Raw genomic sequence first — 13,179 nt, 5'->3', positions numbered from 1 at the left:
GCGAACGGGAGCGTCAGCGGGGGAAGATGACCGTCCGGTGGCCGTCGAGCAGCACCCGCTGCTCGGCGTGCCACTTGACGGCCCTGGCCAGCGCCACGCACTCCACGTCCCGCCCGATCGCCACCAGGTCCGCCGGGGAGTGGCTGTGGTTCACCCGGGCCACCTCCTGCTCGATGATCGGCCCCTCGTCCAGGTTGGACGTGACATAGTGCGCCGTCGCGCCGATCAGCTTGACGCCCCGGTCGTGCGCCTGGTGGTAGGGCCTGGCGCCCTTGAACGACGGCAGGAACGAGTGGTGGATGTTGATCGCCCGGCCCGCCAGCTTCTCGCAGAGGTCCTCCGACAGCACCTGCATGTAGCGCGCCAGCACCACCAGCTCCACCTGGTAGTGCTCGACCAGCGCCAGCACCTCCGCCTCCTGCCGGGGCTTGGTCTCGGGGGTGACGGGCAGGTGGTGGTAGTCGATGCCGTACGACTGCGTCAGGGGCCGCAGGTCGGGGTGGTTGGACGCGACGGCGACGATCTCGATGTCCAGGGCCTTGGCACGCACCCGGTAGAGCAGATCGTTGAGGCAGTGGTCGAACTTGCTGACCATGATCAGCACCCGCGGCTTCCTGGCCACGTCGCGCAGCTTGATCTCCATGCCGAACTCCGGCGCCAGGGCGGCGAAGGCGGCGCGCAACTCGTCCTCCGGCAGCGGCGCCGCGAACTGGACCCGCATGAAGAACCGCTGCGCCTCCCGGTCCCCGAACTGCTGGCTCTCGATGATGTTGCACCCGTGCCCGGCCAGCAGCCCCGATACCGCGGCCACGACACCGGGCCGGTCGGGGCAGGACAGAGTCAGGATGTATTCGGCAGAGCTCATCTTGTCACTCTCACGGGCAGGAGATCACGGGGTGGCTTCGGGTTGACCTGGGCAGACTACCTCTCAGCGGCGGACTCCACATCGCCGTCCGGCCGACGGGCGGCGCATGCGGAACGCCTCACCCGCTAGACCGACCCAAACGGGATGGAGTGCCCGCCTTTGGATGCTTCCGTACTGATCGCGATCGCCTGTGTGTTCGCGTTCGTGTCCGGGATGAACGACGGCGGCGCCCTGCTGGCGACCGGGCTCAAACTGCCCGCGATCCGTCCGGCGGTCGGCACCCTCACCCTGGTAGTGCTGATGGCGTTGGTGCCGCTGGTGACCCATCAGGTCGCGCGGACGTTCGTGACCCGGCTGGCCACGTTCCAGGGGCCGGGCGCGAAGATCGCGATGTCGATCGCGGTGGTCGCCGCGCTGAGCGTGGTCATGGCGCTGAGCGCGAAGGGCCTGCCGACCAGTCTCACTCTGGCCGTCGTCGGCGGCCTCACCGGGGCCGGGCTGGGCTGGGGGCTGCCGGTCTCGGCCGGGTCGGTCGCGCAGGTGCTGGCCTTCGCCCTGGCCGCGCCTGTCGTGGGCGGGCTGCTGGGCTGGGTGGTGATCCGTCTGCTGCTCCTGGTGACGACCATCAAGGGGCTCCCACGCTGGCACTGGGCGGGCTTCCTGCTGCAGACCGTCGCCTACTCGGCCAACGACGGCCAGAAGGTGCTGGCCGTCCTGATGGTCGCGGGGGGCTTCTCGAACGCGCCGCTCCCCTACACCTCGCTGGTGGCGGTGCTGTTCGGGTTCGGCACCGTGTACGGCCTGCCCAAGGCGGGACGCACGCTGGGCCGGGAGCTCATCGTCTTCCGCCCCCTGCACGGCGTGACGGCCGAACTGGCCTCGGGCCTCGCGGTGATCGGCAGCTCGGCCCTGGGTATGCCGGTGAGCATGACCCAGGCCATCGCCGGCGGGCTGATCGGCGCCGGGGTGGCACAGGGTGCCGGCCGGGTCCGCTGGCACGCCGCCGTCAAGATCGTCGTCGCCTGGGTGCTGACGCTTCCGATGAGCGCGCTGGTGGCCGCGCTCGCGTCGTACGCGGTGAGGGGGGTGACGGCATGAAGCGGTTGCGAAGGGCCCAGGCGCTGCTGTCGGGACGCATGGACAGCGCGCTCACCGAGGCCCTGCTCGGTCAGCTGGCGGCGACCAAGGAGGGCGCCTGGCTGGCGATGGCCATGATCGGCGGGGAGGTGGGCCGGACGGGCGCGCACGAGAAGATGCGGGTGATCGAGCACCTCGGCGACCAGGAGCGGCGCACCCTGGTGGAGGAGCTCAAGTCGGCCCTGGTCACCCCGATCGACCGGGAGGACCTCTACCGCCTGTCCCGCTCGATCGACGACGTCCTGGACTCGCTGCGCGACTTCGTGCGCGAGTCGCACCTGTATCGGGTGCCGGACCAGCTCCGCTTCGCGCCGCTGCTCGACCAGGTCATCGAGGGCATCGACGCCCTGGAGAACGCCGTCCGCGACCTCGCCGCCCGCCCCTCGACCGTGCTCCATGACGCGCTGGAGGCGAAGAAGACCGGCAGGTCCATCAGGCGCATGTACCAGTACGAGATCGCCCGCATCTTCTCGGGCGAGCTGACGTCCGACGCGATGAAGCAACGCGAGCTGGTGCGCCGCCTGGAGATCGTCGGCATGGCCATCGGCGAGGCCGCCGACGCCATCGCCGACGGTTCCATGAAACGCTGACCACGGTAGGTGCCTGAGGAGGCCGCGTGGAGTCCCACCAGATCAGCAGTGACCGTCCGGCCGCGCGGGTGGTCTGCGTGGACGCCGAGGGCCGGGTACTGCTCGTGCGGTGGCATGACCACGTCAGCGGCGAGGCGATCTGGGAGCCGCCGGGTGGCGGGATCGACCCCGGCGAGACTCCCCTGGAGGCGGCCACCCGGGAGCTGACCGAGGAGACCGGCCTGCCGGGGTCGGCGGTACGTGATCAGTGGGTGCCCGTCCATCGGGACTTCACCTGGCTCGGTGTGCGGTACGTGAAGACCGAGCCGTTCTACCTGGCCCGCTTCCCCGGGAAGGCCCCCGAGGTGGACCCGGGTGAGCTCACGGACGAGGAGACTCGGGCCTACCTCGGCTACCGGTGGTTCGCCGCCGACGAGCTGCCGGACGAAGTCGAGCCGCCCGAACTGGCCGAGGTGATCGCCAAGCTGACGGGACCGGCCTGACGCGCGGTCACAGGTCCAGCCCCGTAGAGCCACCGGCAGCCTGGCGCACGATCAGAGGTCCAATGTGAGGCCACCCGTGGCCACGGCCAGCTCGCCGTCATACGTCCGGGCGGCCGCCGCCAGCGCGGGCTCGGGCGGGGTGTCCGGCCACAGGTGGGTGAGCACCAGCCGGGCCACACCGGCGCGGGCCGCCGTACGACCCGCGTCGAGAGCGCTCGACAGGTAGGGCGCGTCCTCGTCGGGCACCTGTTCGGGATAGGTCGCCTCGGCCAGCAGCACGTCGGCGTCCCGGGCCAGCTCGGCCAGCTCGGGGGCGGGCCCGGTGTCTCCCGTGTACGCGATCACCCGGCCGCCGCCGGTCAGCCGGAGTCCCGCGTTGGGCACATGGTGCGGGAGCGACCAGGTGTCCAGGCGGAAGGGCCCGATCTCGTACGGCTTGCCGGGAGCCAGGTCGTACGACACGAAGCTGCCGGCCAGCATGCGGGCCTTGTCCAGCGCGAGCACGGCGGTGAGGGCCTCGGGCGGCGCGTACACCGGCAGCGCGGCAGGCGGCGCGTCACCCAGGGCGCGGGCCCGGAGGAGGGGGTTCAGGTCGGCGCAGTGGTCGGGGTGGCCATGCGTGACCAGCACCGCGTCGATCTCCTCGGCGGCCGTCGACATCAGCAGCCTGGGCAGGGTGGCGTAGCCGGGATCGATCAGCACCCGGAACCCGTCATGCTCGACCAGGTAGCCGCTGCACGCCTGCCCGGCCGCCGGCCATGCCCCGCAGCCGCCCAACACCGTGATTGTCACCATGAACAGGGAAATATAGCGGGCTCAGGACGGGTAACGGTGGCCCAGCTCCGTCAGCGTGGCCAGCATCAGCCCGCGCAGCAGCTCGCCCGCCACCTTCTCGTGCTCGCCCTCCACCGGCAGCCCTTCGGTCACCCGAGCCTGGTAGACCTCCCGCTCCCCCGGGTCGGTGTAGGGCTGCGCCGTCATCCCCACCACGACCGTCGCCCGGGTGCCGCCCCTGGGAAGCACGGCCACGGCATGTGTGCGCAGGCAGCTCTCGTCCGGCGCGCCGTACCAGCCGCACTTGATCGCGGCCTCCGGCGAGCTGAGCGCCTCGCGGGCGCCGAACGCCTGCTGGCCCGAGACCTGGCGCATCCAGTCGAGGACCGTGCCCGCCACCGGGTCGCCGGCGGCGGCGGTCTGGGCGAGCGCCGCGTAGGCGGTGGCGACCTCGTCGGCCGCCACCTCGACCGAGCCGAAGCGCGACGGATCCCCGTTGGGCGGCGCCCAGACGACGCCCGTGCGCTGGTAGATGTCGTCCAGGATGACCCGGGGCCCGACCGCGAGCCAGAGGTTGAGCGTGTCGGCGTTGGAAGAGACGACCACCGCAGGCTCGGCGTGGCGGCGCCAGCGCTCGGCGTCGGGGATGTGCGCGGCCGCCACCCACGCGTACAGCGGCTTGAGCAGCGAGGCGCAGCGCAGCCGGGCCAGGCCGGAGCGGACGCTCACCGCGCGGGCGGGCGGGCCGCCATAGCCACGCCTGATGCCCGCCGCCTGAGCGCTGGCTCCTTCCTGGAGGTCGCGCAACAGCTCGTCAAAGGCCACGGGTCCAACCGTAGCCGTAGGAGGGGCTCTGCCAGCGCCCTTCGTGCCACTCCGCGCCCGGCGGGTCGCCAGGAAACCCTGCGGGCCCATCTCAAGGACCGCGCCACCCGCGTCTCAAGGACCGCGCCACCACCAGGACACCGCGATCGCGACGAACACCAGAGCCGGGACGCCGAGCGACACGAGCAGCCGCCTCCTCTTGGCGATCTCCGTGTCCGTCGCGAAGGCCGCCACGGCACCCGCCATCGCGAACGCCACCGCCGACATCACCACGTGGGTGAACCTGGACGACGAGGACGGGAGCATCTCACCCGCCAGCCGGAAGACCACCAGCATCGCGGCCGTCACAAAGGCGACGCGGAAGCCCGGGCGTACCTCCACCCGGTTGAGCACCACGGCCGACAGGGCGAACGTACCCACGGTGATCACCAGGAGGGTGCCGAGCGCCGGAGGCAGGCAGTTCCACGCCTCACAGCCGACGGCCGTCCATCCGATGCGGGCGGTGGCCCACCACAGAACGCCCAGGGCCGCGTAGACCGCCGCCGCCCTGGCCGCCCGTTGCTTCGACATGTCCTCCATACTGGCCGATGCATACCGGCCGATGCCCTTACATGCTGGCCGACCGGAGACGAGCCGCCCGCTCGTCGTCGGCCGACGCCTCGGCCGGGTGGCCGAGGGCGCGATGGACCACGGCGCGGTTGTCGTAGAGGGTCGGCTGCTGGGGTTCGAGCGTGATGGCCTGCGTCAGGTCGGCCAGCGCGCCCACCCAGTCCCCCGACTCGTACCGCAGCACGCCGCGGTTGCCCCAGGCCGACGCCAGCTCGGGAGCCGCGCTGACCGCCAGGTCCAGCGCCCGGCGGGCCTCGCCCAGCCGCCCGGCCGCGGTCTCCAGCTGGCCCAGCACGACCAGCAGGTACGGGTTGCCCGGCGACTGACCGAGCCCGGCCGTCACATCGGCCCTGGCCTCCTCGTCCCGCTCCAGCATGGCCAGCAGGCCCGCCCGGTTGATGTAGGCGTCGAGGTAGTCCGGGTCCAGCTCGATCACCCGGCCGAGGTCGATGAGGGCGCCGTCGAGGTCGTCGCGTACGACGCGCAGCTCGGCCCGGTTGTAGTACGCCTCGGGCAGCGGCGGCCCGGCCCGCATCGCCCACTCGTAGTCGGCCAGCGCCTCCCCGTGCCGCCCGAGCCGGAAGAGCAGGTTGCCGCGGTCGAGGTAGTAGTCGGGGAACATCGGGTCGATCGCGACGGCCGCCCCGTACTCCTCCAGCGCCTCCTTGACCCGCCCGAGCGAGGCCAGCAGCTGGGCGCGGTTGGCCAGCAGCACCATCCGGTGCACCGGGTGCCGCTCACCCAACTCACGGGCCAGGTCGAGGGCCGAGTCCACCAGGGCGAGCGCGGCCTCGGGACGGCCTTGGCGCAGCTCGATCAGCGCGAGCCCGTTGCGGTCGAAGCCGAGTTTGAAGGCGCGTTCCATGGGGTCGGGCAGCAGGCTGGAGATGGCTATCGCCTGGTTGATCCAGCCCGTGGCCCGGCCCAGGTCGCGCTGGGCGGCGTCGGGGTGGCGGGCGTCGAGCATGGCGGTGCCGTACGCGCTGGCGGAGTGGACGGCGGGATCCTGGCTGGAGCGGCGGGCAGCCTCCCACAGCACGCGGGCCTCGAGCGTCTGGCCGAGCGCGCCGAGCGCGGTCGCGGTGCGCTGCGCGAAGAGCCACCACCGGTGGCTGCCGGGCTCGGTGCGCGCGAGACCGAGCTGGCCCAGCTCGACCAGCGCGTGCAGGAAGCCCTCCCTCGTGCAGCGGTCGACGAGCTCCCACAGCTGCTCGGCATCGCGCGATTCCTCGGGAGGCTCCGGCCCGCCGGAGTAGACCATGATCGTCAGGATGTCCGGCGGGATCCTGCGCATCAGCACGTCGAGCAGTTCGGCGTCGGTGGGATCGGCCGCGTCGGCGTTGCACACGGCCAGCGTGCGGCCGGGCGGCACCACCGCGCGGACGAACTCCGCTATCCCGTTGGCCAGCCGCAGTGAGCGGCGCGGCGCGGGCACCAGAATCCGCTCGTCATCGGACAGCCCGGCGTCCAGGGCCATCCTGCGGAGGGGCACCCGGTCACACAGACCGGGTGCCACTGCTCGGATCTCGATGTCATGGGCCGCCACGAGCTCCTTGGAGCTGTCCAAGGCGGCGGGGACCAGGTGGTGCAGCAGCGCGGATCCGATGGTGTAGGGGCCCAGGGGCCGTCTGTGTCCGTCGATCACCGGCATCAGCAGGTGTACTGCCTCCCATCGGTCGGGCGGGGCCCCCTGAGCCCTGAGATGGGATCTCCCCTCGATCACCCCTTATGTATGACGCTGGAGGTCCCGGCAAGCCTCGCGGTGCCAGGCTTGCGGACGGCGATGCGCTTCATGATGAACCTCTCCACTTTTGGGTTTATTCACCACTATCGGACACCTCAGCGAATATCAAGATTTCTGGCGAATAAGTGAGCGGTCAATCAATAAGAACCCCTGGTTTTTTGACTGCGGTTAGGGGCCTATTGGGACCGAAACCAGCGGGAGATTGACACCGACCTCTTCTGTCCAGATTCCTCGACCAACGCGCACAAACAACGGCCGACGAGACCATCCGATGGACAACCCTCGTGAGAAAGGTTCTTCGCTCGGACGATGTTGGTGGCCTGCTCGATCAGCCGATCGAGGCTGGGCTCCCTCGCCCCCTTGTGCGAACGGTCGTTCCACGGGCACGCCTCGGGGCGCGCACAAGCGGCCTTGGCGGGGTACGACACGGCGCGCCGCTCCAGCTTCAGCGGATCGTCCCGCTTGATCTTCAGGTCGGCCAGCACCCTCCTGGCCCTCCTGGTCACCATGACCAGGGCCCGGTCGCCCATCTCTCGCGGCGAGCCCCTGCTGGGCACGGCCAGCAGCATCGCCGCGGCCATCAGCCCGCCGCCCACGATCATGCTCAGGCCCACCTGCTCGTGGAACCAGATCACCGCGATCGCCGTCACCCAGAGTGGCTGGGACGACATCAGCACGGCACTGGGGATGGCCGGCACATGCGCCTGGCCGTACGAGCGGGCCAGGAAGCCCAGAGCGCACGAGACGACGGACAGGTGGGCGAGTATCCCCCAGTCGGACAGGGTGGCCGGCACCGCGAACCCGTCGCGCACGGCCAGCACGCCGGCCATGGCGCCGATCGTGGCGAGCTGGATGACGGTGAGCGCGTAGGCGTCGAAGACCTTCTCGCCGCCCGAGAGCCGAGAGAGCAACAGTGTGTGGCCGGAGTAGAGAGCGGCGGCACCGAGCGTCACCCCGAGCGCGAGCAAGGAGATCTCCCGGTCCTCCGTGCCGCGCATCAACGTGAATACGGTCATGCCGGCCAAGGCGAGTCCCACGCCCACCCAGACCCGGCGGAGCACCTTGGCCCGGAACACCACCAGGGCCAGGATCGGGGTGATGACCACGTTGCACCCGACGGCGAACCCCGAGACCGCCGACGGGAGACTGTCGAGCGCGATGGCCTGGGCGCACTGCCCGACGCCGAACATGACCCCCAGGATGACCCCGTTGACCCAGGTCCCCCGCGGCAGGCGCCGGAGGCTGCGCGGCCGGAGCAGGAGGAGGGTGAGCGCCGCGAGGAGATATCGCTCGGCGAGCAGATCCTCGACGGGTAACCGGAGGATGAGATCTTTCATCAGCGGGAACGCCGACCCCCAGGCGGCGCTGACGAACAACAGGAGCACGGCTCCCAGGAGGGGCCGGGGAGCGGGCACAACGGCCATGCCAAAAAGCATCTCACTACAATCAGCAGCCATCGGTGTACAGGCAGCAGCCGGTGATGTTCCTCTACCACCGAGAGGAACGAGCCTCACCCGCGGGTGCGTACATCCCTATCCGCAGGAGTCTCCAGAGCACCATTTCCGTCACATCCGCTCGCCAGACCGACCTCGCGACTACGGAGTGTGCCTGCCCGCGCACTTCGGCCCGGGCAGGCACAGGGTTATGGCACTACGATTCGAGCGCGTCGGCCGACTCGACGACCCGCCGGAGGTCGTCCTCCTCCGGCACCAGGCTCTTCTCGCCATAGACGACGACGAGGTCGCCCACCTGCCGCCGGGCGATCTCCCGCCAGCCGTGGCGCTCGTACAGCGCCAGGGCGGCCCCCTGGTTGAGGGTCGTGTCTCCGCGGACGTGGTGGAATCCCAGCTCCACCGCCCGTTTCTCCAAGGCTCGCAGCATGGTGGCGCCGAACCCGCGCCGCTGGAAGCCCGGATGGACCCGCAGCCGGCACACCTCGGCCGTCTGCGAGTCGATGGGTCTCAGGCCGCCCATGGCCACGACCCGCGAGCCGAGCTCGCCGACGAGGAAGTCACCGCCGCACGCCAGGTAGAGCTCCTGGATGCGGGGGAAGTCGTCGTCGTAGTAAACACCGTCGCCCGGCGCCAGTCCCACCTCAGCGAGAGAGATCTGGTGCAGGGCGAGGATGGTGTCGAGGTCAGACCAACGATAACGTCGGATCTTCAGCTTCATGCACTCCCTTCCCCGGTGGCCAGCTCAGAAGGACGCAGTTCCTCCAGGAACGCGGCCAGGTCGGGATGATTCGCGTCGCGCGCCTTGATCGCCTGTGCGAGCGCGACAGCCGGGCGCATGATGAAATCGGTGCGGTATTCGGGGCCGAGCAGCCGCATCGCCGCCCTGCCCATGGCGATGGCCTCATCGACGTCCCCCTCGATCAGGCGGCACTGTGCTCGGTCCAGCCTGATCAGCGTCTGGTCGATGATGTGATCTTGATATTTGTCGAGTGCCTGGTCGAGCACCACCTCGGCTTCGAGGGTCTGTCCGAGCTTCGTGAGCACGTCGCCCTGGTAGAAGTAGAGCTGCCGTTCGGTGTAACCGAAGGCCATGTCCTCACGCTCGTGCGATTTCATGTGCGAGAAAGCGTTCCTGGCCCGCGCCAGAGCACGTTTGGCCTGGTCGACGACCTCCTTCTTACTGTCGACGCCCGAGATCATCGCCAGCGCGCGGGCCTCGACGACCGGCGCCATCGCCTGCGCGGCGCACGGTGTCTGGCCGGCCAGGTCGCGGCTCTTCTTGGCCAGGTTGAGCGCCTCGCGGGCGTCGCCGTAGTAGAGCGGGACGAGCGCCTCACGAGCCGTCACCCAGGCGCGCAGCGCGCGGTCGCCGGTCTCGTCGGCGGCCGTGCGGCCGGTGCGGAAGAAGGAGCGGGCCAGCCGGTGGTCGCCGAGGTTGATCATGATCATGCCGCTCAGCCCGGACAGCTGCGCGGCCATGCGGCACAGGCGCTCCTGCAGGTCGATGGGCTGGCGGCAGGACATGGCGCTGTGGACGGAGCTGAGTTCGAGCAGCACGTCGCACAGCAGCCGTAGCGGCGCGGTGGTGGTGTATTGGCGCCCGAAGGCCAGCGTGGCCTCCTCCCACTGATCGAGCATGGCGGGAGAGACGGTGGCCGACACCAGCATGGCGTCCATCCGCCGTCTGATGCCCTCGCAGGCACCCAGCACCGGGCCCTCGAACTGGCCGGCCTGGGGGCCCTTGGCCAGCATGTTCAGCAGCGTACGGCGCAGGATGTTCTCGTCCTCCTCGTCGGAGGGGGCCGGCGTCGTCTTCTCCGGCGGCACCAGCAGCTCGCGCTGCGGGCTCGCGGCGGGAAGCCGCTCCTTGACGTCGGCGGCGACCACCCCGGGCATCCGGTGGCCGTGGCCACAGATGCACGGCCCTTCGTAACCGAGCGCGCCCGGCTCGACCCGGTAGACCGTGCAGAGGTAGTGGAGGTATTCGGGGCCGGGCCGTTTGAGCCCGCTCTCGTAGGCGGACAGCAGGGTTTCGCCGATGCCGGGCTGAGTCTTGCCGTCGCGCTCGAACAGGGCTCTGACCTGCTCGATGACGTCGGCCAGGGCGATGCCGTGCGAGAGGCGATGTCCCTTGATCCTGGTCGTGCCGAACTGGGGTCCACAATGTTCGTGGATCTCCTCAGCGATCTGAGCGGAGGTGCGCCCGGTCGCGAGCCCTCTGGCCCGGATCCGCCGCGCCATCTCCGTCTCTCTGTGCTGCCTGCCGGACATCCCGGCCCCTCTCACGCAAGTCCCGCCGGTCCGAAACTGCTAACTGAGCGTAGCGTTAACGTCGCGCTGCGCCTACCAATGACTATGGCGCATTGATGAGGGGTTGGAAACGCCTTCTTGGAGGTTCCGGTTAAGGATCGTCCTCCGGCGGACTGTTTCTTATCACCTATGAGTGAGAACCGGCGCCCCGTGAGCAGAAACCTCGCGTTGCGCAGTCCGTTGACTTGAGTCATCTTTGGCCCACCAGCAACGATTCAAGGGAGGGACGAAAGGTGGGGGACGACAACTTCGGGCACCTGGAGCGTTTGGTGTCGGAACTCGACGCTCGCGGGTTGCTCGCACGAGTGGTTCGGACCCAGAACGGGCGGATGTTCGTCCGGGTGATCAACCCGAACGCGACCAGCCTGACCGAGAGCGTCACCTGCCGGCCCACTGCGGTCGCTGAGCTTCCGGACTGGTGGTACTGCTGGTCCTGGGGTGAGCGCATGCATACGGCCGACGACCCGGCTGGTGCGGCGACCAAGGTCGCACGCGTACTCGCCGCCGTGGGGGAATGATGACGCGGTGGTCCGGGTGGAGCGCAGCCACCACGGCTCACCGCATCCATGGCGGCTTCTCGGAGCCGGCGGGGTGGTCGGTGCGGAGGGTCTCCTGCACACCGCAGGGGCTCTGGCCATCCCGCCGGTTCCGCTTCTCGCGGGACTCGTGCTTGTACGGCCAGCCAGCCGTACACAGGAGATGCCCTCCAGGTCCGCCTGGAGGGTGTTCGGGGGACCCCTCCCGGAAACGGCTTGGGACATGCTTCCGGGTGTGTGTCCCAGCCGAGCCGTACGTCACCGGAGCGTCAGGCCTCGCCCTCCGCGGCCCAAGGGGCCTGATGTCCCCGTCTTCCCCGGCGTGATGTGACTGCGGCCGGTTCGGTCGGCGGTATCTTTTTGAGCGTTCCGCTCGAAAAGTCCGTCGACCGAACCGCTTCCGGAAGGGGACCCAACCAGTGTTCCTGCTGGCAACGCCTACCACTCCTCCGCCGAGTTCTCTGGACCCGTCGAAGATGATCAGCGATGTGGGTGCGGCCTGTGAGAAGGACACGTTCCTGTGCGGGTTCCTGCAAGCCTCGCTGCCTGTAGGTTTCCTCGCCCCGCTCATCGCCACGCTCATCACGGTCATCCTGATCCTGGTGCTCGCCCTCGTCGTGCGGAACATCGCCAAGCGCCTGATCACCCGGGTGGTCAGCCGCGCCGCCACCGGAGGCTCGATCACCGGCCGGTTCCGCAGAACCGGCGCCGCGACCGAGGGCATCGACGCCCTCCTCCACGAGCGCCGCAAGCAACGCGCCGAGACGATGGGCTCGGTGCTGCAGCACATCGCCTCGATCGTCATCATGGGCACCGCCGTACTGACCGTGCTCGACCGGCTGACGATCCCCATCGCTCCCCTGCTGACCAGCGTCGGCATCCTCGGCGTGGCGATCGGCTTCGGCGCGCAGGAGCTGGTCAAGGACTTCATCGCGGGCATGTTCATGCTGCTGGAAGACCAGTACGGCGTGGGCGACGTGATCGACTCGGGCGCCGCGGTAGGCACCGTCGAGGCGGTCACCCTGCGCGTCACCAGGCTGCGTGACGCCGACGGCCGCGTCTGGTACATCCGCAACGGCACCATCACCCGCATCGGCAACGAGTCGCAGGGCTGGTCGCGGGCCTACCTCGACGTCCCCGTCGCCTGGAACACCGACGTCACCACCGTTCGAGCGATCCTGGAGCACGTGGCCGAGGAGATCTGGGCCGACACCGACTTCCGCGAGACGCTCATCGTGGAGGAGCCCTCCGTGTTCGGCGTGGAGCAGCTGTCCGACAGCTCGCTGGTGTTCCGGATCTCCGCCAAGACGATGCCGTCCAAGCAGGCGCAGGTCGCGCGGGAGCTCAGGCTCCAGGTCAAGTCCGCGCTGGACGCCTCGGGCATCCCCATGGTCGCCACCGCATAGGCTTGTACGGTGACTGAAACCTCCTTTTACGAGGCCGCCGGCGGCGAGGAGACCTTCCGGCGACTCGTACACCGCTTCTATGAGGGGATCGCGCAGGATCCGCTGCTGCTCCCGCTCTACCCGGAGGAAGACCTCACCGGGGCCGAAGACCGGTTGCGGGGGTTCCTCATTCAATACTGGGGTGGCCCCACCACCTACAGCCAGGAGCGCGGGCACCCGCGGCTGCGGATGCGGCACAACCCGTTCGTCATCGGCGAGGCCGAGCGCGACGCCTGGCTGCGGCACATGCGTGACGCGGTCGAGTCGCTGGAGTTGCCGCAGGAGCAGGAGACCAAGCTCTGGGACTACCTGGTCTACGCGGCGCACAGCATGGTGAACTCTCCGACATAGCGGGCATGACCGCCCCATGGACATCCCCTGGTGGCGTGATGCCGTGGTCTACCGAGA

The 13,179-nt window shown here is 69.6% G+C and carries 14 protein-coding genes; 6 read left to right on the top strand and 8 right to left on the bottom strand.

Annotated elements, in window-relative coordinates:
• Positions 1-13 precede the first annotated feature (13 nt).
• Positions 14-865, bottom strand: coding sequence for a formyltetrahydrofolate deformylase (gene purU / locus AB0J16_RS28385; protein WP_225292544.1), 852 nt, complete (start codon positions 863-865; stop codon positions 14-16).
• Positions 866-1,024: 159 nt separating this feature from the next.
• Between purU and AB0J16_RS28380 the strand changes: the two genes are divergently transcribed.
• Genes AB0J16_RS28380 through AB0J16_RS28370 form a run of 3 tightly spaced genes read left to right on the top strand, consistent with a single transcriptional unit; the run spans position 1,025 to position 3,074 of the window.
• Entirely contained in the window at positions 1,025-1,963 is a 939-nt protein-coding gene (locus AB0J16_RS28380) for an inorganic phosphate transporter (protein WP_358544858.1), read from the top strand.
• A complete protein-coding gene (locus AB0J16_RS28375; protein WP_358544856.1) occupies positions 1,960-2,592 on the top strand; it encodes a DUF47 family protein in 633 nt (210 codons plus the stop codon). Before AB0J16_RS28380 ends, AB0J16_RS28375 begins: the two co-directional genes overlap by 4 nt.
• A gap of 26 nt (positions 2,593-2,618) precedes the next feature.
• Positions 2,619-3,074 carry an NUDIX domain-containing protein gene (locus AB0J16_RS28370; protein WP_358544855.1) on the top strand — a complete coding sequence of 152 codons (456 nt, stop codon included), beginning with the start codon at positions 2,619-2,621 and terminating at the stop codon, positions 3,072-3,074.
• Positions 3,075-3,125: 51 nt separating this feature from the next.
• Here the strand turns inward: AB0J16_RS28370 and AB0J16_RS28365 are convergent, their stop codons facing one another.
• The 7 genes from AB0J16_RS28365 to AB0J16_RS28335 all read right to left on the bottom strand — a co-directional run bounded on the left by AB0J16_RS28365 (position 3,126) and on the right by AB0J16_RS28335 (position 10,751).
• Positions 3,126-3,869 (bottom strand): MBL fold metallo-hydrolase, encoded by a 744-nt coding sequence (locus tag AB0J16_RS28365; RefSeq protein ID WP_358544853.1) that lies wholly within the window; start codon positions 3,867-3,869, stop codon positions 3,126-3,128.
• A 21-nt stretch (positions 3,870-3,890) separates the two neighbouring features.
• Positions 3,891-4,673, bottom strand: coding sequence for a hypothetical protein (locus AB0J16_RS28360; RefSeq protein WP_358544852.1), 783 nt, complete (start codon positions 4,671-4,673; stop codon positions 3,891-3,893).
• Positions 4,674-4,787: 114 nt separating this feature from the next.
• A complete protein-coding gene (locus AB0J16_RS28355) occupies positions 4,788-5,243 on the bottom strand; it encodes a hypothetical protein (RefSeq protein ID WP_358544851.1) in 456 nt (151 codons plus the stop codon).
• A gap of 37 nt (positions 5,244-5,280) precedes the next feature.
• The gene (locus tag AB0J16_RS28350; RefSeq protein WP_358544850.1) at positions 5,281-6,933 is read right to left on the bottom strand and encodes a tetratricopeptide repeat protein; all 1,653 of its coding nucleotides are present in this window, start codon (positions 6,931-6,933) and stop codon (positions 5,281-5,283) included.
• 269 nt (positions 6,934-7,202) lie between these two features.
• Positions 7,203-8,450, bottom strand: coding sequence for a DMT family transporter (locus AB0J16_RS28345; protein ID WP_358544849.1), 1,248 nt, complete (start codon positions 8,448-8,450; stop codon positions 7,203-7,205).
• Positions 8,451-8,676: 226 nt separating this feature from the next.
• Complete coding sequence (locus AB0J16_RS28340; RefSeq protein ID WP_358544848.1) at positions 8,677-9,198, bottom strand: GNAT family N-acetyltransferase; 522 nt, start codon at positions 9,196-9,198, stop codon at positions 8,677-8,679.
• Positions 9,195-10,751 carry an XRE family transcriptional regulator gene (locus AB0J16_RS28335; RefSeq protein WP_358544847.1) on the bottom strand — a complete coding sequence of 519 codons (1,557 nt, stop codon included), beginning with the start codon at positions 10,749-10,751 and terminating at the stop codon, positions 9,195-9,197. The genes AB0J16_RS28340 and AB0J16_RS28335 overlap by 4 nt, the downstream gene beginning before the upstream one ends.
• Positions 10,752-11,023: 272 nt before the next feature.
• Between AB0J16_RS28335 and AB0J16_RS28330 the strand changes: the two genes are divergently transcribed.
• From AB0J16_RS28330 to AB0J16_RS28320, 3 genes are all read left to right on the top strand, one after another.
• Positions 11,024-11,308 (top strand): hypothetical protein, encoded by a 285-nt coding sequence (locus AB0J16_RS28330; RefSeq protein ID WP_358544845.1) that lies wholly within the window; start codon positions 11,024-11,026, stop codon positions 11,306-11,308.
• A gap of 494 nt (positions 11,309-11,802) precedes the next feature.
• The gene (locus tag AB0J16_RS28325) at positions 11,803-12,732 is read left to right on the top strand and encodes a mechanosensitive ion channel family protein (protein WP_358544843.1); all 930 of its coding nucleotides are present in this window, start codon (positions 11,803-11,805) and stop codon (positions 12,730-12,732) included.
• Positions 12,733-12,741: 9 nt separating this feature from the next.
• Positions 12,742-13,122: a globin gene (locus tag AB0J16_RS28320; protein WP_358544840.1), complete on the top strand. Its 381-nt coding sequence runs from the start codon at positions 12,742-12,744 to the stop codon at positions 13,120-13,122.
• The last annotated feature ends 57 nt before the right edge of the window (positions 13,123-13,179 follow it).

Origin of the sequence: Nonomuraea sp. NPDC049750 (assembly GCF_040659625.1) — a bacterium.
Classification (GTDB): domain Bacteria; phylum Actinomycetota; class Actinomycetes; order Streptosporangiales; family Streptosporangiaceae; genus Nonomuraea.
Note: the sequence above shows the minus strand (reverse complement) of the source record. Positions and strands in the feature narration are given on the sequence as shown.

Bases quoted from the DNA above. Each gene is read 5' to 3' on its own strand.
- AB0J16_RS28365 (WP_358544853.1), bottom strand. From the start codon at position 3,869: ATGGTGACAATCACGGTGTTGGGCGGCTGCGGGGCATGGCCGGCGGCC.
- AB0J16_RS28340 (WP_358544848.1), bottom strand. From the start codon at position 9,198: ATGAAGCTGAAGATCCGACGTTATCGTTGGTCTGACCTCGACACCATC.
- AB0J16_RS28375 (WP_358544856.1), top strand. From the start codon at position 1,960: ATGAAGCGGTTGCGAAGGGCCCAGGCGCTGCTGTCGGGACGCATGGAC.
- AB0J16_RS28325 (WP_358544843.1), top strand. From the start codon at position 11,803: ATGATCAGCGATGTGGGTGCGGCCTGTGAGAAGGACACGTTCCTGTGC.
- AB0J16_RS28350 (WP_358544850.1), bottom strand. From the start codon at position 6,933: ATGCCGGTGATCGACGGACACAGACGGCCCCTGGGCCCCTACACCATC.
- AB0J16_RS28335 (WP_358544847.1), bottom strand. From the start codon at position 10,751: ATGTCCGGCAGGCAGCACAGAGAGACGGAGATGGCGCGGCGGATCCGG.
- AB0J16_RS28355 (WP_358544851.1), bottom strand. From the start codon at position 5,243: ATGTCGAAGCAACGGGCGGCCAGGGCGGCGGCGGTCTACGCGGCCCTG.
- purU (WP_225292544.1), bottom strand. From the start codon at position 865: ATGAGCTCTGCCGAATACATCCTGACTCTGTCCTGCCCCGACCGGCCC.
- AB0J16_RS28345 (WP_358544849.1), bottom strand. From the start codon at position 8,450: ATGGCCGTTGTGCCCGCTCCCCGGCCCCTCCTGGGAGCCGTGCTCCTG.